General features: G+C 73.5%; 23 protein-coding genes. 7 read left to right on the top strand and 16 right to left on the bottom strand.

Translation table 11 applies throughout. The annotated features are described in order from the left end of the window. Positions 1 to 88 precede the first annotated feature (88 nt). Positions 89 to 1639: a gluconokinase gene (locus AB0K07_RS06015; RefSeq protein ID WP_363751292.1), complete on the top strand. Its 1551-nt coding sequence runs from the start codon at positions 89 to 91 to the stop codon at positions 1637 to 1639. A 161-nt stretch (positions 1640 to 1800) separates the two neighbouring features. Continuing rightward, on the top strand, positions 1801 to 3198 hold the full coding sequence (locus AB0K07_RS06010; RefSeq protein ID WP_363751290.1) for a serine hydrolase: 1398 nt from the start codon (positions 1801 to 1803) through the stop codon (positions 3196 to 3198). A 7-nt stretch (positions 3199 to 3205) separates the two neighbouring features. On the opposite strand, the gene AB0K07_RS06005 is transcribed toward AB0K07_RS06010, so the two are convergent. From AB0K07_RS06005 to AB0K07_RS05990, 4 genes are all read right to left on the bottom strand, one after another. Beyond that, complete coding sequence (locus tag AB0K07_RS06005; protein ID WP_363751288.1) at positions 3206 to 3988, bottom strand: hypothetical protein; 783 nt, start codon at positions 3986 to 3988, stop codon at positions 3206 to 3208. 120 nt (positions 3989 to 4108) lie between these two features. Continuing rightward, positions 4109 to 4867, bottom strand: a complete 759-nt coding sequence (locus AB0K07_RS06000; RefSeq protein ID WP_363751287.1) for a MerR family transcriptional regulator — start codon at positions 4865 to 4867, stop codon at positions 4109 to 4111. Between the two features lie 50 nt (positions 4868 to 4917). After that, on the bottom strand, positions 4918 to 7113 hold the full coding sequence (locus AB0K07_RS05995; RefSeq protein WP_363751286.1) for an EAL domain-containing protein: 2196 nt from the start codon (positions 7111 to 7113) through the stop codon (positions 4918 to 4920). Between the two features lie 791 nt (positions 7114 to 7904). Then, a complete protein-coding gene (locus AB0K07_RS05990; protein ID WP_363751284.1) occupies positions 7905 to 8138 on the bottom strand; it encodes a zinc-ribbon domain-containing protein in 234 nt (77 codons plus the stop codon). A gap of 113 nt (positions 8139 to 8251) precedes the next feature. On the opposite strand from AB0K07_RS05990, the gene AB0K07_RS05985 reads away from it, so the two are divergent. Both AB0K07_RS05985 and AB0K07_RS05980 read left to right on the top strand, forming a co-directional pair. Beyond that, positions 8252 to 8617, top strand: a complete 366-nt coding sequence (locus tag AB0K07_RS05985; protein ID WP_363751283.1) for a type II toxin-antitoxin system RelE/ParE family toxin — start codon at positions 8252 to 8254, stop codon at positions 8615 to 8617. Then, positions 8614 to 8931 (top strand): helix-turn-helix transcriptional regulator, encoded by a 318-nt coding sequence (locus AB0K07_RS05980; protein WP_363751282.1) that lies wholly within the window; start codon positions 8614 to 8616, stop codon positions 8929 to 8931. The genes AB0K07_RS05985 and AB0K07_RS05980 overlap by 4 nt, the downstream gene beginning before the upstream one ends. 94 nt (positions 8932 to 9025) lie before the next feature. Here the strand turns inward: AB0K07_RS05980 and AB0K07_RS05975 are convergent, their stop codons facing one another. From AB0K07_RS05975 to AB0K07_RS05960, 4 genes are all read right to left on the bottom strand, one after another. Next, complete coding sequence (locus AB0K07_RS05975; RefSeq protein WP_363751281.1) at positions 9026 to 9904, bottom strand: SRPBCC family protein; 879 nt, start codon at positions 9902 to 9904, stop codon at positions 9026 to 9028. After that, positions 9897 to 10454, bottom strand: coding sequence for a helix-turn-helix domain-containing protein (locus AB0K07_RS05970; RefSeq protein WP_363751280.1), 558 nt, complete (start codon positions 10452 to 10454; stop codon positions 9897 to 9899). The genes AB0K07_RS05975 and AB0K07_RS05970 overlap by 8 nt, the downstream gene beginning before the upstream one ends. A gap of 100 nt (positions 10455 to 10554) precedes the next feature. Then, on the bottom strand, positions 10555 to 11898 hold the full coding sequence (locus AB0K07_RS05965) for a class I SAM-dependent methyltransferase (RefSeq protein WP_363751279.1): 1344 nt from the start codon (positions 11896 to 11898) through the stop codon (positions 10555 to 10557). After that, positions 11895 to 13292, bottom strand: a complete 1398-nt coding sequence (locus AB0K07_RS05960) for an FAD-binding oxidoreductase (RefSeq protein ID WP_363751277.1) — start codon at positions 13290 to 13292, stop codon at positions 11895 to 11897. The genes AB0K07_RS05965 and AB0K07_RS05960 overlap by 4 nt, the downstream gene beginning before the upstream one ends. A 93-nt stretch (positions 13293 to 13385) precedes the next feature. On the opposite strand from AB0K07_RS05960, the gene AB0K07_RS05955 reads away from it, so the two are divergent. Together AB0K07_RS05955 and AB0K07_RS05950 are read left to right on the top strand one after the other, a co-directional pair. Beyond that, positions 13386 to 13856, top strand: coding sequence for a YbaK/EbsC family protein (locus AB0K07_RS05955; RefSeq protein WP_363751276.1), 471 nt, complete (start codon positions 13386 to 13388; stop codon positions 13854 to 13856). A gap of 92 nt (positions 13857 to 13948) precedes the next feature. Further along, positions 13949 to 14668: an RICIN domain-containing protein gene (locus tag AB0K07_RS05950; protein ID WP_363751439.1), complete on the top strand. Its 720-nt coding sequence runs from the start codon at positions 13949 to 13951 to the stop codon at positions 14666 to 14668. 34 nt (positions 14669 to 14702) lie between these two features. On the opposite strand, the gene AB0K07_RS05945 is transcribed toward AB0K07_RS05950, so the two are convergent. Continuing rightward, positions 14703 to 16007, bottom strand: coding sequence for an MFS transporter (locus AB0K07_RS05945; RefSeq protein ID WP_363751275.1), 1305 nt, complete (start codon positions 16005 to 16007; stop codon positions 14703 to 14705). 53 nt (positions 16008 to 16060) lie between these two features. Here AB0K07_RS05945 and AB0K07_RS05940 point away from each other — a divergent pair, with 53 nt between their 5' ends. Then, entirely contained in the window at positions 16061 to 17068 is a 1008-nt protein-coding gene (locus AB0K07_RS05940; RefSeq protein WP_363751274.1) for a helix-turn-helix domain-containing protein, read from the top strand. Positions 17069 to 17162: 94 nt separating this feature from the next. Here AB0K07_RS05940 and AB0K07_RS05935 read toward each other — a convergent pair whose 3' ends face one another. From AB0K07_RS05935 to AB0K07_RS05905, 7 genes are all read right to left on the bottom strand, one after another. Beyond that, positions 17163 to 17624 (bottom strand): hypothetical protein, encoded by a 462-nt coding sequence (locus AB0K07_RS05935; RefSeq protein ID WP_363751273.1) that lies wholly within the window; start codon positions 17622 to 17624, stop codon positions 17163 to 17165. Between the two features lie 28 nt (positions 17625 to 17652). After that, complete coding sequence (locus AB0K07_RS05930) at positions 17653 to 19605, bottom strand: VWA domain-containing protein (protein WP_363751272.1); 1953 nt, start codon at positions 19603 to 19605, stop codon at positions 17653 to 17655. 2 nt (positions 19606 to 19607) lie between these two features. Next, a complete protein-coding gene (locus AB0K07_RS05925; RefSeq protein WP_363751271.1) occupies positions 19608 to 21068 on the bottom strand; it encodes a sigma 54-interacting transcriptional regulator in 1461 nt (486 codons plus the stop codon). 57 nt (positions 21069 to 21125) lie between these two features. Then, positions 21126 to 21875 carry a hypothetical protein gene (locus AB0K07_RS05920; RefSeq protein ID WP_363751270.1) on the bottom strand — a complete coding sequence of 250 codons (750 nt, stop codon included), beginning with the start codon at positions 21873 to 21875 and terminating at the stop codon, positions 21126 to 21128. Continuing rightward, positions 21812 to 22201, bottom strand: coding sequence for a hypothetical protein (locus AB0K07_RS05915; protein ID WP_363751269.1), 390 nt, complete (start codon positions 22199 to 22201; stop codon positions 21812 to 21814). The genes AB0K07_RS05920 and AB0K07_RS05915 overlap by 64 nt, the downstream gene beginning before the upstream one ends. A 77-nt stretch (positions 22202 to 22278) precedes the next feature. Beyond that, a complete protein-coding gene (locus tag AB0K07_RS05910; protein ID WP_363751268.1) occupies positions 22279 to 22929 on the bottom strand; it encodes a response regulator transcription factor in 651 nt (216 codons plus the stop codon). Continuing rightward, positions 22926 to 24170, bottom strand: coding sequence for a histidine kinase (locus AB0K07_RS05905; protein ID WP_363751267.1), 1245 nt, complete (start codon positions 24168 to 24170; stop codon positions 22926 to 22928). Before AB0K07_RS05905 ends, AB0K07_RS05910 begins: the two co-directional genes overlap by 4 nt. Between the last annotated feature and the right edge of the window lie 42 nt (positions 24171 to 24212).

The following is a 24212-nucleotide window of genomic DNA, read 5'->3' as shown; positions in this document are numbered from 1 at the left end:
TGCCCTGCGGGGGCGGTCGCTGTCTCGGTAACGTCAGCCGCAGCCGGGTGCGTCGCCGCGGCACGGCCGTACGGAGGGGGTGACGATCGTGCCGCAGGACACCCGGCCCGGGGTGGTGATCGGCGTCGACATCGGCACCACCAGCACCAAGACCGTCGCGTACGACACCGGTGGGCGGCAGCTCGCCAGCCACTCGATCGGCTACCCGCTCAACGATCCGCAGCCCGGGTACGCCGAGCAGGACCCGCAGCTCATCCTCGACGCGGTGCTGGAGTCGATCCGCGCCGTGGTGGCCGAGCTGGCCGTGCCGGTGGCCGGGCTGTCGTTCGGCTCCGCCATGCACAGCCTGATCGGTCTCGACTCGGCCGGCAGCCCGCTCACCCCCTCGGTGACCTGGGCCGACGCGCGGTCCACCCGGCAGGCCGAGCGCCTGCGGGCGGTGCCGTCCGGCCTGGCCCTGCACCGGCGGACCGGGACACCGATGCATCCCATGTCGCCGCTGCCCAAGCTGCTCTGGTTCTCCGAGCAGGAGCCGAAGCTCTTCGAACGGGTCGCCCACTGGGTCGGCATCAAGGACTGGGTGCTGCTGCGGCTCTGCGACACGCTGGTCACCGACCACTCCGTCGCCTCGTCCACCGGTCTCATGGACATCCACAAGCTGGAGTGGGACAGCGAGGCGCTGACCATCGCGGGCATCACCGGGGAGCAGCTCCCCCAACTGGTCTCCACCACCGCCGTGCTGCCCGGGCTCACCGCGCAGGCCGCGGCGGCGACCGGCCTGCCGCAACGCACCCCGGTGGTGGTCGGCGCCGGCGACGGGCCGCTGGCCAACCTGGGCCTCGGCGCGGTGCGCCCCGGCATGGTGGCCTGCACGATCGGCACCAGCGGCGCGATGCGGGTGATGGTCGAGCGGCCCGGCGTGGACCCGCTCGGCGGGGTGTTCTGCTACGCGCTGACCGAGGACCACTGGACGGTCGGCGGGGCGATCAACAACGGCGGCGTCGTGCTGCGCTGGGCCGGTGAGGCGCTCGCCCCGGACCTGGGCGAGCGCTCCGAGGCGGAGCTGGTCGCGCTGGCGGCCCGGGCGCCGGTCGGCTCCGGCGGGCTCATCATGCTGCCGTACCTGCACAGCGAGCGGGCACCACACTGGAGCGCGCTGCCGCGCGGCGCGTACGTGGGGCTGACCCACGCGCACCGCCGCGAGCACCTGATCCGGGCCGCGCTCGAGGGGGTCTGCCAGCAGCTCGCGCTGGTGCTCAGCTCCGTGCGAGCGGCCGGCAACGAGGTCCGCGAGATCCGGGCCGGCGGTGGATTCGCCCGCAGCGGCCTGTGGCGGCAGATGCTCGCCGACGTGCTCGGCCTGCCGGTGAGTTTCCCGGCCGGGCCGGAGGGGTCGGGCTTCGGCGCGGCCCTGCTCGGCATGCAGGCGCTCGGGTTGATCCCCACCATCGACGTGGCCGCCGATCTGGCGCGGATCGAGGAGACCGTCCGCCCCGACCCGGCCGCCGCCGCCACGTACGCCTCGCTGCTGCCACTCTTCGCCGAGCTCTATGACGCTCTGGTGCCCACCTTCTTCTCCATGCGCCGGCTGGCACCCGGCCTGCCCGCCGATCCCTTCCCCGCGACACCACCGACCTGACCGCTCGCACCGCCGTCGGGTCTGGTGGTGCTGATGAGGCTGATACCGCAGAGTCATATCTATACCTCTGAGGTATCGCGCTCATCGGCACTCGGCGGCCCGGACGGGTGACGGCAGTCCCGAGCGCCCCATCAGCCGCCCCAGCTCCATATCGTGCAAACGTGAGAGAAAGCGACAAGAACCGCTCATCTTCCCAGTCCGGCCTATTTGCTCGCGTACCCCTGAAGTGGCTGACCGCGGCGGTCGCGCTGGCCGTGCTCGCGACGACCGGGCCGGCCACCGCGGACGGCCCCGCACCCGAGCCGGGGTACGGAGCCGAGCCCGGGTCCGCGGCCGGCCCGGGGGACGCGGCCGGTCCGGGGGACGCGGCCGGTCCGGGCGACGCGGCAGGGCAGGGGGACGAGCCCGGTGTGGAGCCGACGCCGGAGCGGGCGCCGACCAGCGAGGTGTCGTGGCTGTCGTTCCCCGGCGGGGTGTTCGCGGTGGACTCGCTCGGGCACACCGTGCGGTACCGGGCCTGCGACGGTGACACCGGCCGGGTCGCCGACCCGGACATGCTCGTCGCCGCCGGGGTGGCCAGCGGCGAGGTCACCGTCGAGGGCCGGAGCTACCGGTACCGGGTGCCGCTGATCGGGCGCAGCCAGGGCACGCTCGAGGTGACCCGGCGCCACCACCCGCCGACCGAGCTGACCGGCGTGGTGGTCACCAGCCCCCAGCCGCCCACGGATCCGGTCGCGGGCGCCCGGCTGTTCCCGCTCAGCGGGCAGCTCGCCCGGGTGGTCGCCGACGCGAGCCTCAACCCGGCCGGGGTCACCGTGCGCGACCTGTCCGGCCGGTACGGCGATCAGCAGATCGCGGTCAACGGTTCTCTGCGCCCCAAGGCGGCCAGCGTCATCAAGCTGTGGATCCTGGTCGAGCTTCTCCGCCGCGTCGACTGTGGACAGGTCTCGCTCGACGACGGTGTGCTGGTCACCCCGGCCGACGTGGTCGGCGGCACCGGCCAGCTCCAGTTCGAGACGTTCCCACAGGTGGTCAGCCTGCACCGGCTCGCCCAGTACCTGATCAAGTACAGCGACAACATCGCCGCCAACGTGCTGATCACCTACCTGGGCGGGTTCGCCCCGGTCAACGCGCTGATCGACTCGATGAACCAGCGGTCCACCATCCTGGCCCGCCGGATGCTCGACAGCGCGGCCGCCCAGCGAGGCGAGGAGAACTACACCGGCCCCGACGACGTGGTGTCGCTGCTCGGCGCGGTCTGGGACGGCGAGATCCTCAGCCCCGCCTCCCGCGACCTGATGATCGGCTTCATGCGGGAGCAGACCCTCAACACCAAGATCCCGGCGGCGCTGCCGCCCGGGGTGCCGGTGGCACACAAGACCGGTGACCTGCCGGACGCCTCACACGACGTCGGGTACTACCTGATCCCCGGCTCGGAGACCGCCGTCGCGTTCCTCACCGCCGGCCCGATGGAGACCGGCGACGAGACGGTCCGCCGGATGGCCCGCACCGTCTACGACTTCCTGGTCACCCCGGTGGACGGGGTCTACGAGGAGTGAGCCCGGCTCAGGCGCCCGGGATGTTCGGCGGCGGGTCCGCACCGATGAGGTCCGCCGCCGGCGGTTCCGCCGTCACGGCAAGCCCGAAGTCCGAGTACGTCAGGTCCAGCCGCGCGGTCTGCGACTGCTCGCTGGCCAGCTCGATCCGGTACCGGACCAGCCGCCCCTGCTCGTCCACCGTGGCGGTGAACGGCACCGCCGCGGCCCGGTCGCCCAGCACGTTCCCGACCCCGCTGCCCAGCACCGCGCCGCTCTCGCGCAGGTCCAGCGTGCCGGCGTACTCCCGCACGCCGGTCTGCCGGACCTTGGCCGGCGCGGTCAACGTGCCGGCCAGCCGGGTGTTGTCCAGGCCCTGCTGCGCGGCGGGGGCGCCGGGAGCGCCGACGTGCCACCAGGTGCGGCCGTCCCAGACCGGCACCCGGCGGTCCGGGGCGGTGACCCGCACGTACACGTCCGGCCCGGTGGTCAACCGCTCGATCTTCACCTCGCCGGACGGCACCTTGAGCGAGGTGGTCTCCAGGCCCCGCCGCGCCTTCGGGTCCCACAGCACCACCGTGCCGTCGCCCGCCTCCCCGCCGGTGCCCAGGGTCAGCTTGTAGGTCTGCTGGTCGACCTTCGCGGCTGCGGCCACCAGCACGGTGACCGGGTCGGTCGCGGCCGGGTCGGGTGACGCGCCGGCCGCCGGGCGGCCCGCGTCGGGCTCGTCGCCTCCGGCGACCAGGGCCCACACCCCGACGGCGATCGCCACGGCCAGGACGGCGCCCGCGGCGACCAGCTTCGGCTTGTTCACGGTCATCTCCCCCGAGCGGCGCGCCCGCCGGCCGGCGGCCGATCGACGCTGACCGCGGTGCGGTCCGGCCAGAGTAGCCGGACCGCACCGGCCGCTGTCGCGGGTCGGCGCCCGGCCCGGTCAGGCGCGGCTGATCGCGTTGGCGTGGATCGCCTCGTGCAGGTACGCCGCCAGACCCGGGGCGATGTTCTCGTAGTGCGCGGTGAACCGCTCGTCGGCCAGGTACATGTCGGCCAGCCCGGTGTGCATCTCGTACGAGCACTCGTAGAACCAGCGGCTGATGATCTGCCGGTGCTCCTCGGCCAGGTCCATCGCCTCCGGGCTGTCCGCCGGCGCGCCCGAGGCCAGCACCGCGACGATCCGCCGACCCCAGTCCTCGTTCTCCGCCTTGATCCGCAGCCAGTCGTCCCTGCTGTAGCGGGAGGCCCGCCGGTTCGACTCCCGGTACGCGTCGGTGTCGCCCCACCGCTGCTCCGCCTCGGCCTCGTGCTCCTCGGGGTTGAAGTCGCCGAAGACCTCGAACCGCTCCTCGGGGGTGAGTTGGATGTTCAACTTGCTCGCCTCCATCGCGAACTCGATCGCCGTGACCATCTCCTGCAACCGCTTGATCCGTACCGTCAGCAGCTCGTGCTGCCGGCGCAGGTGCGCGGCCGGGTCGGCCGCCGGGTCGTCGATGATGGCGGCGATCTCCTCAAGCGGGAAACCCAGCTCCCGGTAGAACAGGACGAGCTGCAACCGCTCCAGGTCCGCGTCGTCGTAGCGGCGGTAACCCGCCGGGGTCCGCCCGCTCGGCGAGAGCAGCCCGATCTCGTCGTAGTGGTGCAGCGTCCGCACCGTCACGCCGGCCACCTTCGCCACCTGACCCACCGTGTACGCCATGGTTCCCCTCCCTTCCGGAAACCAGGCTCGCGCCTGCCGCTACGTCAGGGTCAAGGCCGATTCTGGCCCACCGTGTCGGGGCCGTCCGGCCGCCCGTACAGATAGCCCTGGCCCCGCGGGCAGCCGATCGCGGTGACCGCCGCGTGCTGGCACTCGGTCTCCACACCCTCGGCGACCACCGCCAGGTCGAACGCGCCAGCCAGTCGGGTGACCATCTCCACCGTGGCGTACGCCCGGTCGTCCGTCCCCAGCCGGGTCACGAACGAACGGTCGATCTTCAGCTCGGTGGCCGGGATGCGGTGCAGGTAGCTCAGCGACGAGTAACCGGTGCCGAAGTCGTCGATGGCGATCTCGATGCCCAGCTCCCGAAGCTGGCGCAGCCGCTCCAGCACGGCGTCGGTGCCCTCGATCAGCGCCGACTCGGTCAGCTCCAGGGTCAACGCGCGCGGCGCCAGCCCGGCGCCGGCGGTGGCCGCGGTGACCGTGGCGATCAGGTCCGGGCGGCGCAGGTGCGCCGCGGAGATGTTCACCGCGACCGTCGCCTCCGGTGCCCGGTCCCGCCAGGTCGCCGCGGCCCGGCACGCCTCGTGGATCACCCAGCGGTCGATCGGCAGGATCAGCCCGGTCTCCTCCGCGAGCGGCAGGAACCGGGCGGGCGGCAGCACCCCGAGCCGGGGGTGCCGCCAACGCACCAACGCCTCGGCGCTGCGGACCGCGCCGGTGGCCACGTCGACGATGGGCTGGAACTCCAGGTGCAGCTGCTCCTCGTCGACGGCCCGGCGCAGGTCGGCGATCAGCTCGGCCCGGGAGACGGCCGACTCGCGCAGCGCCGGGGTGCACGTCCGGTACGCGGACTTCCCGGCCGCCTTGGCGGCGTACATGGCGATGTCGGCGTCGCGCAGCAGGTCGGTGTGGGAGGCGTGCTGCGGGCCGTACTCGGCGATGCCGATGCTCGCCGACGGGTGCACGCCGACGTCCTCGTCCCCGTCGGAGGGTTGCAGGGCGTCCAGCAGCCGTTCGGCGAGCTGCTCCGGGGGCACCGGCCGATCGCCGTCGACCAGCACCGCGAACTCGTCACCGCCGAGCCGGGCGATGGTGCCGTCGCCGTTCACCGCGGCCCGCATCCGGGCCGCCAGGCCGGTGAGCAGGGTGTCGCCGGTGGCGTGCCCGAACCGGTCGTTGACCTGCTTGAACCCGTCGAGGTCGAGCAGCAGCACCGCCACCGGCCGGCCGTCGCGCAACGCCAGGCGCAGCCGCCGGTTGAAGAACAGCCGGTTGGGCAGCCCGGTGAGCTGATCGCCGTACGCGAGCCGGCGCAGCCGGGCCACCAGGCGCAGGTTCTCGTTGGCGGCCAGCCCCTGGCGTACGGCGAGGGCGGCGAGCAGCGCCATCATCGTCACGAAGACCAGCTGCGGGGTCTGTCCGGTGGGCCGGCGGGCCAGCACCACCGCGATGATCGCCCCGCCCACCGGCAGGTACGGCAGCGCCACCCGCCACCACGGCGGCGGTGACGACTCGGCGGTGTCGTCGGTGTCGTCGCAGTCCGGCGGCGGCGGATTCCGGGTGGCCAGGCCGATCAGCAGGTAGCTCAGCGGCCAGCACAGGTCGATCGGGTGACCGGGGGCGTAGTCGGCGCGCGCGACCAGCGAGACGTAGACGACGTCGGCGACGACCCGGATGGTGAGGCTGGCCGCGAGCACGCTCATCGGCCGCCACAGCGTTCGGGCCGGGCCGGCGACCGCGACCAGGATGGTGAGCTGCATCAGGTCGAACATCGGGTAGAGCAGCCCCAGCGTGCGCGCCGGGTCGGCCAGTTCGGCGGCGGCGACGCCACGGAACACCAGCACCCAGCCGATCGGCACCAGGGCCAGCGCGACGATCACCCCGTCCAGCAGCGTCCGGGCCCGCCCGACGGCGGTGCGGGGTGCGGAGGGCGAGCAGAGCAGCGCTGCGGTGCCGGTGAGGATGCCGGCGCTGAAGACCGCCCCGACCAGCGGGGTGTGCGGCAGGTCGCCGCCGCCGAGCCGTTGCACCGTCCAGGTCGCCCGGCCCAGCGCGGCGAGCGCCATGGTGACCGCGAGCAGCGTCCAGAACCGGCGCAGCGGGGAGGGGTGACGACGGGCCACCGAGGCGCAGGCGACGGTGGCCCAGCCGGCGACCAGCAACGCGCCCAGGTCGCTGACCAGCGCGGCGCCGGGCAGCGCGGCGACCAGCCAGAACGCCTCCACGAGCACGATCGCGCCCACGAGGCCGACGCGGTTCAGCCGGGCCGGCTTCCTGCCAGTCGCCTGACCGCCGCCCGCCCTCCCGGCGGCCGTCAGGCCCGCGGCCGGTGCCCCGGCGGCCGGCGTGGAACGGATCGGGTCGATGGGGGTTGGCGGCACGGCAATCGGCTCGGCCGGGGTCGGTTTCCCCGCAGCCTGCTTCACGTCCTGTCGCGACACGGTCGCTCCGGCTCTTCGTCGTGCGTGCACCCTCGGCGGACCGGTCCACGGCAAACCCCGAAAGCCTAGTCAGGGCTCGGGGTAGCCGCCAGGGTCCGGACGGCCGCGCACGTCGAGCCGGTCCGGCCAAGAGGAGGAACTGCCCGGGCGGCCTCCTCTGGTACGCGCTCCTGTCGAGCTGCCCCATCAGTGGGGCAAATGGGTGCCCTCGGGTGCCGCGGCTTCTTCGGTCCGGTTGGCCGGGTTGCTCCGGCTGGGCCTGCCGGTGGTCGTTCCCGGCCGGCTCGCGTGGCGGTGCCCGGCGCCTTACATACGGGACAGCTCGACAGGGCGCGAGGGTGACACCTGCCTCGGCCGGACCAGGCCGAGCACTCGCGCTGGCCAACGGGCTGGGCCGCACACGCCGTGGTCAGCGGCCAGCGGAGCGGTTCCAGGGTGAGCGGGGCAGCCTGGTGCCCGCCAGTGGACGGCGGGCACGACGATGCTTCCGCCGGACCGGGGTGCAGGGCGGGCGCGCGGCGGAGTGCACCGGAGGGCCGGACGACGGCGGTGGCCGGCGGATTAACCAGCAGAGGAAGCGGGCCATCGGCGGTTCAGCCGACCGTGAGGCGCTCGGCCTCGGCCTGGGAGATCTCGTACTGCGCCCCGCAGAACGTGCACTGCTGTGCGTACCGGGTGCGGATCGGGATGAGGGGGATGAAGAAGAGGGTGAACTTGGTCGACCGACGGGTGATCACCTGCGCGGCGTGGTTGCCGCAATTGCGGCAGACCTGCTGCGCGACACCCGAACGGTCGACCTTGGTACGGAGGCCGAAGATAAAGAACATCGCACGCGAGTACCCACTCCAGCCGGATAAGTCACCGAATCGGGCCAGCGGATCGCAACGGGCGCGTCTGCTGCCGGCAGCCCACCAGGTTTAGCAATTGCTATACTTCCTGAGTGCACCAGGAGGAGTGGCAGGTCTTCGTCGTCGACGAGGTTCGCGCCTGGATCGATAGCCTGGACCAGGCAACGTTCGCCCGGGTTGTGCAGGCGATCGACGCGCTCGCTGAAGCCGGACCAGGGCTCGGCCGTCCGTTGGTCGACACGATCACCGGGTCGTCGATAGCGAACCTGAAGGAGTTGCGGCCGGGCACGGTCCGCATCCTCTTCGTCTTCGACCCATGGCGGGCGAGCATTCTGCTCGTTGCCGGGGACAAGGCTGGCCAGTGGTCGAGCTGGTATCGACAGGCCATCCCGCTCGCCGAACAACGCTACGAGATCTACTTGAAGGAACGCGCACGGCAGGAGGGGGGACAGCGGTGACTGGTCATGTGCGGTGGACGGACATCCGGGCGGAGTACGTGCAGCGCGCCGGCGGCGAGGCGGCTGTCCAGGCGGGCAAGGAGGAGCTGCTCGCGCAGGTCGTCGGGCACCGCCTAGCGGAGGTGCGACGCGCCCGCGGTCTGACTCAGCAACAGGTCGCCGAGCGGATGGGTGTGACCAAGGGCCGGGTGTCCCAGATCGAGCAGGGTCGAATCTCCGGCCAGGACGTCGTGGCCCGGTACGCTGCCGCACTCGGCGGCCGGCTGCACCAGGCCATCTACTTCGATGACGGGGACATCGCCGCCATCGCCTGAGCCACCAGCGAATACCTGATCCGCAGGGGCCGGACGTGCGGCGAGCGCCGGCCCGTGGTGCGGTGGGCCGGCGCTCGCCGGGGGTGTTGCCGGGTCAGCTGGCCGCCGCGGTCGGCTCGGGCTCCAGGCCGGGCACGTCGGCGGGGAGCCAGATCGGCTGCCAGTCCGGCACCTCGTGGAAGCGGCGCAGCTCCGCCAGGCCGGCCACCGACCCGCTCCAGGCCGCGTACGGGGGGTTGCCCTCGTCGAAGCCGCTCTGCACGAAGGTCAGCGTGGTCCGGCCGCCGGACTCGGCGAGCTCCCAGCTCGTGACGCCGGTCGGTCCCCAGTCGACCGACATCTTCCGGCCCGGCTCCAGGTCGACGACCTTGGCGGCGTACCCGGCGTCGAAGCCGCCCATGGCGTACCGCCCGCCGACCCAGGGCTCGATGCCGATCGGGTAGCCGAACCAGGCGCTGGCCTGCTCGGACTCGGTCAGCGACTGCCACACCTTGTCGGCCGGGGCAGCGATGACCAGCTCGCCGCGCAGGTCGGCGGAGGTGAAGTCGGTCTTCGGCAGCAGCGGCCGGCCCTCCAGGTGGGAGGCCAGGTTGGCGATGGCCAGCGCCCAGTAGGTCTGGAGCACGCCACGGATGCTGGAGCCGCTCATCGCCTCGGCGAAGTCGAAGTGGCTCTGCGTCAACGTCAGCACGGTGCTGTCGGGGCCGTCGGCGGTCAGCTGGAACTCCGTGGTGGTCTCCACCCCGTCCAGCAGCCAGGTGAAGCGCAGCGTGTCGTCGTCGGCGTGCACCAGCCGCTGATGCGGCGCGTCGCCCTCGGGCGTGTACCGACCCCAGAACTCGTACCGGTGGGGAAGCTCGACCTCGGCGTGCTCGGCCAGCCAGAGACGCAGCTCGGCGGGGTCGGTCAGGGCCTCACGGACGCGCCCGACGGACGCGGAGAGACGGGCCTGCACCTTCAACGGTTCAGTCATGGTCGTTCCCTTTCGGATAGCAGGCCACGGCGAGCTTGAAGGCATCCCCTTCGCTGCCGCCGTAGCGGGTGAACAGCTCTTGAAGTGCGGTTTGCAGGTCGTGCAGGAACTGCTGGCGCTGCTCGGCCGGCACCCGGATCTCGCCGGAGACCCCGATCGAGGGCAGCTCGGGCGCCGCCCGGTCCAGGGCGGCGATGTCGGCCTGGACGTCTTCCATCAGGTCGAGCAGGTAGCCCAGGCTCAGCTCGTCACGGGCCCGACGCAGCCCGATCCGACCGACCAGGCGGGGCGAAAGCCAGTAGGAGCGGGCGGCGGCCTGGTAGATGCCCTCGGTGATGCCGCGGACCTTGCGCTCGTTGACCAGCTCGACCAGGCCGGCCGCGACGAGCTGCTTGACGTGGTAGTAGACGCGCTGTGGCGTCTGGTCGAGTCGGGCCGCGACCTCGGTGCAGGTGCGCGGTTCGGCCAGTTGCCGCAGCACCTCGACGCGCTGCGGCTTGAGCAGGACCTCGGCCTGCTCGATCTGCTCCAAGTACAGGACGTCTCTCATGGCAAAATCAGTTTGTACGTACAAAACTTGTTTGTCAATCGCTTCGCGAGAAGCCGCGCCGACTTTCTCGACGCGGCTTCAGGCGACGCTCAGCAGATGGTCAGGGCAACCAGTCGGGCCGCAACGGGTAGCCGCTCACACCGTTCGGGCCGTTGTGGGTGGCCAGCACCTGGTGCAGCTGGATGCCGTTGCGCTCGAACGCCATCCGCGACCCGGCCATGTACAGCCCCCACACCCGCGCGGTGCCCGCACCAACCTCCGAGACGCAGAAGTCCCAGTGCTCGACCAGGTTGCGGCACCAGGCGGCCAGCGTCAGCGCGTAGTGCTGGCGCAGGTTCTCCTCGTGGTGCACCTCCAGCCCGGCGTCGTGCACCTCGCTGATCAGCCGACCCGGGCCGGCCAGCTCGCCGTCCGGGAAGACGTACCGGTCGATGAAGGCGCCGGAGCGGTGCGGCGCCCGATTGTCCGCCCGCGTGATGCAGTGGTTGAGCAGCCGCCCGTCCGGCCGGAGCCGGTCGCGCAGAGCCCCGAAGTAGGCCGGGTAGTTGCGCACACCAATGTGCTCGGTCAGGCCGATGGAGGAGATGGCGTCGAACTGCTCCGCCGGCGCGTCCCGGTAGTCCAGGTGCCGCACCTCGGCCAGCTCGGTCAGCCCCTCCCGCTCGATCGCGGCCTGCGCCCACTGCGCCTGCGCCTTCGACAGGGTCACCCCGAGCGCCTTGACGCCGTACTCGCGCGCGGCGTGCCGGACCATGCCGCCCCAGCCGCAGCCCACGTCGAGCAGCCGCATCCCCGGCTTGAGCGCCAGCTTGCCGGCAACCAGGTCGTACTTCGCCGCCTGGGCCTGCTCCAGCGTGTCCTGCGGAGACCGGAACACCGCGCAGGTGTACGTCATCGACGGGCCGAGCACCCGCTCGTAGAAGGCGTTGGAGACGTCGTAGTGGTGCGAGATGGCCGTGCTGTCCCGGACGCGCGAGTGCCGCAGCCCGTTCATCACCCGCTTCCAGCGCGGCTGCGCCTCCTGCGGCGGTGCCGGCGGCGGCAGCAGCCGCTCCCAGCCCAGCCCGCGGACCAGCGCCAGCCCGTCGGTCAGCGACGGCGGGCGCAGCCGTAGCTCGTCCTTGAGCACCCGCAGCGCCTCGTACGGGTCGCCCGGGTGCACCCCCTGCAACGCCAGGTCACCACTGACGTAGGCCCGGGCCATGCCCAGGTCGCCGGGAGCGGTGAGCAGGTACGACAGGCCCCGCTCGGAACGGATCGCCAGGGTGATGCCCGCGTCGGACGGGCCGAGGGCGCTGCCGTCGTACCCGGTGATCCGCACCGGCAGCGGCCCGGCGGTGACCGCCCGGACGACGTCGGCCACGGTCGGACCCGTTCGCCGGCCCCCCGCCGGCGGGGTGGCGGGGACGCTGGCGGCCCCCTGATCTCGGTCGGTCAGGCTCATGCTCGTGCTACCGCCTTTTCGTACAGTCCCGTCAGCCGGTGGTCCGGGTCGTAGCGGTCCTTCACCGCGCGCCAGGTCTCGCCGCCGTAGAGGCGATCGAAGGCGTCCCGGTCGTAGTACGCGTCGGAGTAGAGCGACTTGTGCCCGCCCGACTCCGACACCCTGCGTTCGATCATGCGGTTGACGTCGCCGTCGGCGGCGCCCGACTCGATCGGCACGCTCCCCCAGAACCCAATGTTGACGTAGTCCTGCCCCGGCCGGAGGGGATACAACGGCCACGACCGCGCGGAACCGGGACCCGCCGGCTCGCGCAACCGCAATGGACAGAGCCACACGGGGTTCATCCCCACCGCGCCGGCGAACCAGCGCAGGAAGTCGGCTGTGTGTTCGAGCGGGATCTCCACGTCCTGCACCACCCGCTCCCGGGCCGGCTGGCCGCGCAGCCGATCGATGCGGGCCGCGACCTGGTGCCGGTGCTCGAGCCGGACCAGCCGGTGGTAGACGTCGCTGCGCCGGTAACGCGCCGGCCAGAGCCGGCGCACGACCGGGTGCTGGGCGCCGAAGGCCGCCGAGCACCAGAACCAGTCGGTGTCCCAGCGCCACAGGTAGTCGTACGCGGTGAGCACGTCACGGGTGCGCTGGCGCAGCGACCGGTAGTAGATCGCCTGACCGGTGTAGTCGCTGGGCGGCTCGGCCGCGTCGGTGAACGTGCCCAGCACCAGGTACGCCTCGCCGGGGCTGAACATCACTCCGTCCATCACGTCGACCGGTTCGCCGGCCCAGGACCGGGTCGCGGTCACCTCGGCGATCGCGTCGGTGAGCGCCTCCAGCCGGGTGAACCGGATGTTGCGCAGGGCCACGTACCGGCCGACCGGTTGCAGCTCGATGCGCAGCCGGGTGGCGTAGCCGAGGCTGCCCAGCGAGTTGGGGAACGCGGTGAACAGGTCCGCGTGCTCGCCCTCCGGCCGGGCGGTGATGATCTCGCCGGAGCCGGTGAGGATGTCCAGCTCGCGTACCGATTCGTGCGGCAGGCCGTTGCGGAAGGAGGTCGACTCGATCCCGAGGCCGGTGACCGCCCCACCCAGGGTGATGGTGCGCAACTGCGGCACCACCAGGGGCATCAGCCCGTGCGGCAGCGTCGCGTCGACCAGGTCCTCGTACGTGCACATGCCCTGCACGTCGGCGGTGCGCCCGGCCGGGTCGACCGACAGCACCCGGCCGAGGCCGCTCACGTCGAGGCCCGGGGTCCGGGGAGCGGACCGGGGGCGGAACAGGTTAGAGGTGCGTTTGGCGAGCCGGACAGGCTCACCCGTGGGCACCGCGGCGTACGACCGCCGCAGCGTGTCCACCGCTTGATCATGGTCAACCGAGTGATCCACACGCTCCGCGCGCATGTGATCACCTTACGCCCGTACCCCGAAAACGGTGGGATGTCGACGGTGGCCATTTCCCGTCCAATGGCAGGCCCGGCGGTTACGGTGGCGGGCATGCCGTCGCCCGCGATCACCGCCCTGGACTCAGCCGGTCTGCCCTACCGGCTGATCCCGCACGGCGCGGTCGGCAGCCTGGCGGAGGCCGCCGCCGTGCGGGGCGTGGCCATCCCGGACGTGGTCAAGACGATCGTGGTCCGTCGGAGCGCGGACGACCACCTCTTCGTGCTCACCCCCGGCGACCGGGTCATCTCCTGGCCCAAGCTGCGCGCCCTGCTCGGGGTGCACCGGCTCTCCATGCCGGACGCGGCGGGCGCCCTCGCCGCCACCGGGTACGAACGCGGCACCATCACCCCGTTCGGCGCGAGCACCGCCTGGCCGGTGATCGCGGACGAGCGGCTGCGCGGCCGGGAGATCACCCTCGGTGCCGGCGAGCGCGGCCTCGCCGTCGCGGTCGACGCCGACGCCGCCATCGCCGCGCTCGCGGCCACCGTGGCCGACGTCACCGATCCACAGCCGACCCGCTGAGCCGTCGCGACCGCTGTCTCCGCCGCAGGTTCGTGGTCGTCGACTGACGCCGGACTGGCACCGGCCCGCCGAGGTGGGTGAGGATGGCGCGTATGTCCGCGCCCGAGCAACGCCCCGACCCCGCCGGCACCGTCTACGGCGGCGGCCGGCGGGCGCCCCGCTCCGGCCCGCTGGCCGACCCGCTGCTGCGGGTGGCGCTGGCGGTCGGCCTGGTCGGCCTGCTCCTGGGGGTGGTGTTCGCCACCGGACTCTTCGGCGGTGACGACGAGCCGGTCGTGCCGGCGACGGTCGGCGCGCCGTCGAGCGCGGCGGAGCCCACCACCCCGGCGGCGGAGCCGAGCCCGACCACCCCGGCGGCCCAGCCGTCGCCGACACCGGCGGCCACCACCCCGGCCGCCCCGACCACCGGCCCCAAAGTGCTGCGCGCCGCCTCCGGGCTCTGCCTCGGGCTCGACGGCGACGGCGAGGAGGCGGAGGCGCAGCTCGCGGCCTGCACCGGCGGCCCGGAGCAGCAGTGGGTGGTCAACCCCGCCGGCGCGGACGTGGTGACGCTGACCAACGCCGCCTACGGGCAGTGCCTCGACGTCGAGGGCGGCAGCGGCGACGACGGCGCCAAGATGCTCCAGTTTCCCTGCCACGGCGGGGCCAACCAGCAGTGGCGGCTGACCGCCACGGGCACCGGCCCGGTGCTGCTGGTCGCCGCGCACAGCGGCAAGTGCGGTCAGGCCGACGACGACGGCGACGAGGCTGGCGACGAGGTCCGCCAGCGGCCCTGCGACGGCCGGCCGGCCCAGCAGTGGACCCTCGGCTGACCCGGCTGGCGGGCGCCGGTCGCGCCGCCCGGCCTCAGCCCCGGTAGCTCCAGGCCCGGGGCGCGGTCGCGGCGACCAGGACGGCCTCCGGCACCGGCCGACCCGGTCGACGGCGCAGCAGCAGCGACAGCCCGGCCGCGCCGATCGACAGCCCCCCAGCCACGTACCAGGCCATCGCGTAGTCGCCGAGCTGGTCGCGGACCAGCCCCGCGCCGGTCGCGGCGACCGCCGCGCCGAGCTGGTGGGCGGCGAACACCCAACCGAAAACGACCGGCCCGGCGGTGCCGAAGTACTCCCGGCACAGCGCCACGGTCGGCGGCACGGTCGCCACCCAGTCCAGGCCGTAGAAGATGATGAAGACCAGCATGCTGGGCCTGGCGGTGCCGGCGAACAGGCTCGGCAGGAGCAGCAGCGACGCCCCGCGCAGCGCGTAGTAGGCGCCGAGCAGCAGCCGGCTGTCCACCCGGTCGGTCAGCCAGCCGGAGGCGATCGTGCCGACGATGTCGAACAGCCCGACCAGGGCGAGCAGGCTGGCGGCCGTGGTCTCGGACATGCCGTGGTCGTGGGCGGCCGGCACGAAGTGCGTACCGACGAGGCCGTTGGTGGTCGCGCCGCAGATCGCGAACCCGCCGGCCAGCAGCCAGAACGGCCGGGTCCGGGCCGCGGTGGCGAGCGCGCCCAGCGCGCGGGTCGCCGCGCCGCCGGTCGGCGGCGGCGCCGCGACCACCTCGGTCGCGCCGTAGGCGGGCAGGTCGAGATCCGCCGGGTGCTCGCGCAGCAGCCACACCACCAGGGGTACGACCGCCAGCGCGGCTCCGGCCACGACGAGTGCCGCCGTACGCCAGCCGTGGTCGCGCACCAGCACCGCGATCAGCGGCAGGAAGACCAGCTGCCCCGCCGCCCCGCCCGCGGTCAGCACCCCGGTGACCAGGCCCCGCCGGCGGACGAACCAGCGTCCGGTGACGGTGGCCACGAAGGCCAACGCCATCGAGCCGGTGCCCAGCCCGACCAGCACGCCCCAGCAGAGCAGCAGCTGCCAGCTGGCGGTCATGAAGACCGTCAGCGCGCTGCCCGCGGCGACCAGAAGCAGCGCCACCGAGACCACCCGGCGGATGCCGAACCGGTCCATCAGCGCGGCGGCGAACGGGGCGGTGAGCCCGTAGAGCAGCAGGTTGACCGAGACCGCCGCGGAGATGGTGGCCAGCGGCCAGCCGAACTCCTCGTGCAGCGGGTGCAGCAGCACCGAGGGGGTGGCGCGGAAGCCGGCCGCGCCGACCAGCGCCACGAAGGCGACGGCGGCGACCAGCCAGGCGGGGTGCAGGCGGCGGTTCTTCGTCACGCGGACCAGTCTGGGCGGCGCCACCGGCACCGACGAGTGGCCGGAAAGCCATCATGCGCAATAATCGGGCCATGACCGTACGCCCGCACCGGATCGCCGTACTCGCCCTGGATCAGGTGGTCGGCCTCGACCTCGGCACCCCGTCCCAGGTCTTCAGCACCGCCCGCAGTGCCGCCGACGAGCACTTCTACGACGTCCGGGTCTGCACCCCGGGTGGCCAGCCGGTCCGCAGCACCGCCGGCTTCCAGGTGCTCCCCGACCACGGGCTGGAGCTGCTCGACACCGCCGACACGGTGATCGTCGCGGGCATCCACGACGGCAGCGCGCTGACCTCGGGCGTCGTCGAGCCGGAGGTGGCCGAGGCGCTGCGGGCGGCGTACGAGCGGGGAGCCCGGGTGATGTCGATCTGCACGGGGGCGTTCGTGCTGGCGGCCGCCGGGCTGCTCGACGGGCGCCGGGCCACCACCCACTGGGCGTACGCGGAGCGGTTCCGCCGGCTGTACGAGCGGGTGGACCTCGACCCGGGTGTGCTGTTCATCGGCGACGACCGGGTGCTCACCTCGGCGGGAGTGGCCGCCGGCATCGACCTCTGCCTGCACGTCATCCGCCTCGACCACGGCAGCGAGGTGGCCAACCGCGCGGCCCGCCGCTGCGTGATGCCGCCCTGGCGCGACGGCGGTCAGGCGCAGTACATCGAGCAGCCGGTACCGAAGGTCACCGACACCAGCACCGCCGGCGCCCGGGAGTGGGCCCGGCAGCGGCTGCACGAGCCGATCGCGCTGCGCGACCTCGCCGAACAGGTCCGGATGAGCGTGCGCACCTTCACTCGGCGCTTCCGCTCGGAGACCGGGCTGAGCCCGGCGCAGTGGCTGCTCCAGCAGCGCACCGACCACGCTCGACTGCTGCTGGAGACGACCGACCTCACCGTCGACCAGATCGCCCACCGCAGCGGTTTCGGCACCACCGCCGCCCTGCGCCAGCAACTCCACCAGCGCATCGGCGTGGCGCCCTCCGCCTACCGCCGCACCTTCCACCCCCGCCCCGAGCTGATCGGCAGCTGATCCGCCGTCTCTGCCACCGCTCAGCGCAGCCCAGGGCACCGGCCGGTCCGACGCATCACCGCCACACCGAACGGCTGCACCAGATCAGTGCGGCTCAGGTGCGGAGCAGGTGCAGTTGGGCCTGGTGCTTGGGCAGGTGGACGCGGGTGTGCAGGTCCAGCGTGCGCGACCAGGGCAGCGGCTCGTCGACGATGAGGTCGAAGCCCTCCCGCAGGTGCGTCTCGACCGGGGTGTCCGCCGCGAGGCCGAGTTGGTCGACCAGCGCGCAGAGCCGGTCGCTGGTGCCGTGCAGCAGCGCGGCCAGGCCCCGCACGCCACCCTGCTCGGCGATCAGCGCGTCGAGCTGCGGACGGTGGATGTCCTCCAGGTCGTAGTAGGCGAACGTCGACCCGGCCAGCAACGCCTCGGTGGCCTGGATCATCAGCTCGTCGTTGGCGACCAGGTGCGCCACGATCTGCTCGGCACTGAGCTGCCCCTCCGGCGGCGGCCCGAAGACCGCCCCGTCGATCTCGGCGAAAACACCGCCGTACGCCCGCCGCAGGCCCCCGCTATCCACCCCCCCAGTCAACCCCGCCGGGCGGGGGTTAGCGGCGGGATTGGCGGGAGCGGAGGTAGTCGCTGACCACGTACTCGCCCAGGTCGCCGGTGTCCGGGGTGAACATGCGGCCTCGGCTGCGTCGGGCCACCGCGTCGACGAAGCGGCGCAGGCCCGGATCGTCGCCGAGCATGAACAGGTTGAGCGTGGCGCCGTAGCGGCTGAGCCGGTCCACCTCGCGGACCGTCGCCTCGATCGTCTCCGGCAGCGGCGGCCAGTGGAACAGCGCCTCCCCGTCGTCCGGGTCCAGGTGGGCGGTCGGCTCGCCGTCGGTGACCACCAGCACCACCGGCTCGGCGTCCGGATGCCGGCGCAGGTGCCGACCGGCCAGTCGCAGCGCGTGCTGGAGGTTGGTGCCCTGCTCCATGTCCGGCTCCACGGCGGCCAGCTCCTGCTGGCTGAGCGTCATCGCCTCCCGACCGAAGCCGACGATCTGCAGGGCGTCCTGCGGAAAGCGCGTCTCCATGAGGTGCGCCAGCGCCAGGGCGGTCTGCTTCATCGGCCCCCAGCGACCCTGCGAGATCATCGAGTACGAGAGATCGACGCAGAGCACCACCGCCGCCGAGGCCCGCTTCTCGGTCTCCACCACCTCAAAGTCGTCCACCGCGAGCTGTACCGGCACGCTCGGGCCGGCCCGACTCACCGCGCGGGTCAGGGTGCGCACCACGTCCAACGGCTGCTCGTCGCCGTACTGCCAGGGCCGGGACCCGCCGCTGACCTCGCCGGCGGCGCCCGCGGACCGCAGATCGTGCTGGCCGCGCGGCCCGGCGGTCAGGTCGGCGAAGACCCGCCGCAGTGCCGTCCCGCCGAGCCGGCGCAGCGCCTTCGGGCTCAGCGTGAGCCCGTCGGCGTCCCGACTCACCCAGCCCTGCCGGCGTAGCTCCCGCTCCAGCTCCCGCAGCCGGCGGACGTCGTCGGCGGCGCTCCGGCCCAGCGTCCGGGCCACCGCCTCGACGTCCACGTCGTCCAGGGTGGCGCCGGGGTGTTCCTGGTCGAGCTGGTCCAGCAGGTCGTCCAGCTCGCCGATCTCGCCCAACGCGCCGGCCGCGTCGGCGTAGCCCAGCGGCTGCTCGCCCCGGACCCGCTCACCGCGCCCCCACCGCAGGTCGGGGCGCAACGCCCGCAGGTTCGCGTCGAGCGCGGAGAGCTCACCGGCGAGCCGGTCGCCGAGCGACTGCTGCATCAGCCCGGCCAGCTCGGCACGCTGCCGGTCGGAGAGCGAGTTCATCAGCCGTTCGCCGGCCGCCGAGCGCCGGGCCAGCACGTCGATCAACTCGTCGACGGTCTCCGGCCGCTCCGGGAAGAAGTCGCCGTGCCGGCGCATGAACTCGGCGAACGCGTCGGTGGTGTCCTCCGCGCGGCCGTGCCGGGCCAGCAGGTCGTTCAGGTCGCTCATCATCTCGGCGAGCCGCCGCTGCACGGCCGGGTCGGCGGAGGCGCGCACCGCGTCGCGCAGGCCGGCGAAACGCTGCCCGAGGACGTCGCCGCGAAGCTGGTCCAGGATCTCCTGGTACGACCGCCGGGCGTCCTCGCTGGCCCACTGGTAGCCGCCCAGCTCCTCCACCGCACGGGCCGTGGAGCGGGGCAGGTTGTCCAGCACCGACTCGGCGAACCGCGCGCCGTCGTCGTCACGGCCCCGCAGCTCGTCCCGCTCGGCGGCCAGCGCCTGGTCGAGCAACGCCCGTGCTCGGGTCACCGCGCCGTCCAGGTCACCCCGACGCAGGGCCTCCCGACGCAAGCGGCGGGCACGGGCAGCCAGATCGTCCAGCCCGCCACGCCCCTGCGGGCCACGGCGCAGCAGGTCGCGCAGTGCCTCCCGCAGGCTGCCGCCGGCCAGCACCTCGGCGCCGACCGCGTCCACCGCCTCGCGCACGTCGTACGGGGGCGCGAGCGGGTCGGGGCCGCCGCGCCACTGGCCGTACCGGAACCGGTTGCCGGCCACGGTCAGCCCCGGCCGCCGTAGACGGTGCGCCCGGAGTCGGTGACGTCCTTGCCGAGCCGGCGGGTCAGGTGCAGCCCTTCCAGCACGAACTCGACACCGGCGGCGGCCTCCTCCGGGGTGGGCGCGTCGCCCAGGCCGAGCCGGTCCAGCACCTTGGCCAGCCCGGGCACCGTGCCCACCTGGCGCAGCAGCTCGGCGGCGCTGACCAGCTCCCCGGTCTCGATCGCCGCGCCGTCCTCGACCAGGCCGGTGAACCCGGACAGGTCCAGCCCGGCCAGCCTGGCCCGGAACGTCTCGGCGGTCGCGGTCCGCAGCAGGTGGGCCAGGATCTCGATCTCCCGCCCCTCCTCGCCGCTCTCGAACTCGACCTTGCCGCGCAACGTGCTGGTCGTCGACACCGCGTCGCCGACCCGGGCCACGGCGGCCTCGGGGCGTCCCTCCGGGGTGCCGCCGGCGGCGAGCAGGCCGGCGCGGCGCAGCGCGGCACCGGCCACGGTCTCGGCGGCGGCGATGGCGAACCGGGCGGAGACACCCGAGCGCGGGTCCACCGACGGTGACTCGCGCACCGCGCGGGCGAACCGGGCCAGGACCTCCAGGACGTGCTCCGGCACCTCGGCGACGAGGTCGGCCTCCTGCCGGATCAGCTCCAGCTCCAACTCCAGGTCGACCGGGTAGTGGGTACGGATCTCCGCGCCGAACCGGTCCTTGAGCGGGGTGATGATCCGGCCCCGGTTGGTGTAGTCCTCCGGGTTGGCGCTGGCCACCAGGAGCAGGTCCAGCGGCAGCCGCAGCTGGTAGCCGCGCACCTGGATGTCGCGCTCCTCCAGCACGTTGAGCAGCGCCACCTGGATCCGCTCGGCCAGGTCGGGCAGCTCGTTGACGGCGAAGATGCCCCGGTTGGTACGCGGCACCAGCCCGAAGTGGATGGTCTCCGGGTCGCCGAGGGTACGGCCCTGGGCGATCCGGATCGGGTCCACGTCACCGATCAGGTCGCCGACGCTGGTGTCCGGGGTGGCCAACTTCTCGCCGTAGCGCATCGAGCGGTGCAGCCAGCCGACCGGCTGGTCGTCGCCGGCCTCGGCGACCTGCGCGCGCGACGCCGGGGTGAGCGGGTGCATCGGGTGCTCGTTGAGCACCGAGCCGGGGATGACCGGGGTCCACTCGTCGAGCAGCGCGCCGAGGGAGCGGATCAGCCGGGTCTTGCCCTGGCCACGCTCGCCGAGCAGCACCATGTCGTGCCCGGCGAGCAGGGCCCGCTCGACCTCGGGCAGCACGCTGTCGTCGTAGCCGACGATGCCGGGGAAGCGGGTCTCGCCGTTGCGCATCCGGGCCAGGAGGTTGGCGCGGAGTTCCTGCTTGACGGTGCGGTACTGGTGACCGGCCGCCCGTAGCGCGCCGAGCGTGCCGGGCAGGTCGGCCGGTGGAACCGGGATTACCGGGGAGGGCGCAGTCACCCGACCCACGCTAGCTCACATTCCCGGGAGCGCCCCGGCATCGGAGGGGCACCCCCGCTCCCACCCTCAGCCCCGACCACAGCGGCGGCAGGCGCCACGTCGGCGCAGGTGGTACGCGTACGTGGCGGCGCCGAGCGCCACGCCCCAGAACGGCCAGAGCAGCATCGGCGCCCCGGTCACGCTGAACCCGTGGGTGAGCTGCCAGAACTCGGGGTTGCTGAACAGACCCAGAGTGGCCGCCGTCACCGCGACGGCGACCAGCGTGGCCGGCACCACGGCCAGCTTCACCGGCACCCGACGGCCGGCCAGCCCGGGCATCCAGCGCGGAAACCGCTCGCCCCACCGCTGCACCAGCCCGAGGGTGAGGATCGCGCCGACGGTGGCGAAGGCTCCCAGCCCGAACCCGGCCCACACCAGCCCGGTGTCCTGCATCTCGGTCAGGAACTCCCGGGAGATGCCCAGCGGGATGCCGGCCGCCCACGCGAACCGGGTCAGCGCGTACGCGAACGGAATGGCGGCGGCGATGCCGGCGGCCCACCGGCCCCAGCGCGCGGCGGCGGCCGGGGTGGTCCAGCCCTGGTCGACGTGGTGGCGACCGCAGCCCACGCAGGCCCCGACGGTACGGCGCTGCCAGGCGAGCACCGCCCCGGCCAGCAGCAGCCCGCCGACGAGCGCGGCGAAGCGGGCGTACAGCGCCCAGGTGAACACCTCGGCGTAGTCGACCGGGGGCCAACCGAACGGCGCTCCGATGATCAGCATCGGCAGGTAGCCGAGGATGACGAGCACCCGGGCGTCCGGAACGACCACGGCGAGCACGAACGCCACCTCCAGCCGTAGCCGGCGAGCAGCACCCGCAGCGGGCCGGGCGGGCGTACGGCCGGGCGGCTCATCGCCAGCGCCGCCACCGCGGCGGTCAGCAGCACCCCGGCGAAGAGCGGGGTGGCCACCTCCACCGGCACCAGGCGCAGCAGGTTGGCGTCACCGCCGTGCGGGTCGTTCGCGCCGAACGGGTAGCCGGCGCCGGTGAGCGTGCCGAGCAGGGCTAGCACGCCCCACAGGCCGAGCCAGCCGGCGGCCAGCGGGGCCAGCCGGTCGGGCCATCGGGAGTCGGGTCGGGGTCGGGAGACAGTGATCGTCGTCATGTTTCCAGCCTCGGCCCACGCTCGGCCGAACCCCTCCCGGCCGCCGGTGAACCCGCTCCCCCGGGCGGGGGAAGGCCCTAGCCGGACGGGGTGACGAAGCCGGACTCGTAGGCGGCGATCACCGCCTGGGTGCGATCACGTACGCCCAGCTTGGCCAGCACGTTGCCGACGTGCGTCTTGACCGTCTCCACCCCCACCACCAGGTGCTCGGCGATCTCCGGGTTGGACCGCCCGGTGGTCATCAGCCGCAGTACCTCGGCCTCCCGCTCGGTGAGCCGGGCGCCGGCCAGCCGATCACCGCCGGTCGGCCCGTACGCCCCGGCCAGCCTGCGGATCGCGGCCGGAAAGAGCAGTGACTCCCCCGCCGCCACTACCCGGACCGCCTCGACCACCTCGGCCGGCCGGGCCCGTTTGAGCAGGAAACCGGCGGCGCCGGCGCGCAGCGCCTCGTAGACGTACTCGTCGTTGGCGAAGGTGGTGACCACCAGCACCCGGGGCGGATCGGCGGAGGTGGCGAGCAGGTGCCGGGTGGCCTGGATGCCGTCGATGCCGGGCATCCGCACGTCCATCAGCACCACGGCCGGCCGGTGCCGGGCGACCAGCGGCGGCACCTCGGCCCCGTCCGCGGCCTCGGCGAGCACCCGCAGGTCGGGTTGGGCGTCGATGATGGCCCGCAGCCCGACCCGGATCAGCTCGTCGTCGTCGACGATCAAAACGCCGGTGGTCATCGCGTCCCCTCGTACGGCAGGCGGGCCCGGATCAGCCAGCGGTCGCCGTCCGGGCCCACGGTGAGCCGGCCGCCGAGCAGCAGCACCCGCTCCCGCATCCCGTCCAGGCCACGGCCACCCCGGCCCGGGTCGGCGCGGGCGGGACGCCCCACCGCGTTGGCCAACTCCAGCTCCAGCGCGTCCGGGTGCAGGTCCAGCCGCAGCGTCACCGGCCCGTGGCCGTACCGGGCGGCGTTGGTCAGCCCTTCCTGGACGATCCGGTAGCCCTCGCGGGAGACCGCCGGGGGCACCCGCGCCGGGTCGCCGGCGCGCTGCGCGTGCACCGCCAGCCCGGTCGAGCGGGCGTCGGTGACCAGCCGGTCCAGGTCGGCGAGGGTACGCTGCGGCGCCACCGAACGCCGTCCGCCGCCGGTCTCCCGGAGCAGCCCGAGCACGTGGTCCAGTTCGTCCATCGCCGTCCGCCCGGCCTCCTCGATGGCGATGAGCGCCCGCCGGACGAACTCCGGGTCGGTGTCGAGCACCTCGCGGGCGGCCCCGGCCTGGAGGGTGGCCACCGTCAGCGCGTGGCCGACCGAGTCGTGCAGCTCCCGGGCCAGCCGGTTGCGTTCGGCGAGTCGGGTGGCCCGCGCCTCCAGGGCGGCGATCCGTTCCGCCTGAGCGGGGCCGAGCAGCACCGGTGCCATGGACGCGGCGAGCGCGCCGAGCCCGGCGACGGCGTAGCCGAGGCCAACCAGCAGGAGCACCCCGGTCAGGGTCAGCCAGCCGCTGTCCCGCCCGTCCAGCGGCCCGAACCGTTCCTGGCGGGTCAACTCGGCGCCGATGCCGAACTGCTGGGCGATGAACGCCAACGCCATCGGCAGGGCGCTGAACAGCGCGACCATCACCAGAGCGCCGACGATGAGGTGGGTGGCGATCCAGAGCGCGCTGCGCAGCCGGGTCTCCCGATCGCCCTGGTGCCCCGGTGCGGGTTCGGGCAGGTCGACACCGAGCAGAGCCCGTACGGCGGCGATCTCCAGCGCTCGGCTGCCGTCCAGCAGCAACGGCACCACGGCGATCAGCACCGCGACGACCAGCACGGCGTACACCAGCGGGCGGGGGATCGACGAGTCGGCGAGCAGTTGGGCGAAGGTCGCCGCGAGGACCCCGTACGGCAGCGCCAGCACCCCGCCGAGCAGCAGGAACACGCCGCGTCGCCAGGTGGTGCCGGCGACCAGCGGGGCCAGTGCCGCTCGGAGGGTCACCTCGTCATTCTGCTGCCGATACCGGCCGCGGCGACTCCCCCG

This window comes from Micromonospora sp. NPDC049301 (assembly GCF_040678715.1).
GTDB lineage: Bacteria > Actinomycetota > Actinomycetes > Mycobacteriales > Micromonosporaceae > Micromonospora.
This window is presented reverse-complemented; position numbering and strand designations above follow the sequence as displayed.

Coding starts and splice junctions, on each gene's coding strand:
- AB0K07_RS05970 (WP_363751280.1), bottom strand. CDS start 10,454: ATGAGAGACGTCCTGTACTTGGAGCAGATCGAGCAGGCCGAGGTCCTG.
- AB0K07_RS05975 (WP_363751281.1), bottom strand. CDS start 9,904: ATGACTGAACCGTTGAAGGTGCAGGCCCGTCTCTCCGCGTCCGTCGGG.
- AB0K07_RS05990 (WP_363751284.1), bottom strand. CDS start 8,138: ATGTTCTTTATCTTCGGCCTCCGTACCAAGGTCGACCGTTCGGGTGTC.
- AB0K07_RS06000 (WP_363751287.1), bottom strand. CDS start 4,867: ATGGCGTACACGGTGGGTCAGGTGGCGAAGGTGGCCGGCGTGACGGTG.
- AB0K07_RS05960 (WP_363751277.1), bottom strand. CDS start 13,292: ATGCGCGCGGAGCGTGTGGATCACTCGGTTGACCATGATCAAGCGGTG.
- AB0K07_RS05915 (WP_363751269.1), bottom strand. CDS start 22,201: ATGACGACGATCACTGTCTCCCGACCCCGACCCGACTCCCGATGGCCC.
- AB0K07_RS05965 (WP_363751279.1), bottom strand. CDS start 11,898: ATGAGCCTGACCGACCGAGATCAGGGGGCCGCCAGCGTCCCCGCCACC.
- AB0K07_RS05910 (WP_363751268.1), bottom strand. CDS start 22,929: ATGACCACCGGCGTTTTGATCGTCGACGACGACGAGCTGATCCGGGTC.
- AB0K07_RS05950 (WP_363751439.1), top strand. CDS start 13,949: ATGTCCGCGCCCGAGCAACGCCCCGACCCCGCCGGCACCGTCTACGGC.
- AB0K07_RS05940 (WP_363751274.1), top strand. CDS start 16,061: ATGCGCAATAATCGGGCCATGACCGTACGCCCGCACCGGATCGCCGTA.
- AB0K07_RS05955 (WP_363751276.1), top strand. CDS start 13,386: ATGCCGTCGCCCGCGATCACCGCCCTGGACTCAGCCGGTCTGCCCTAC.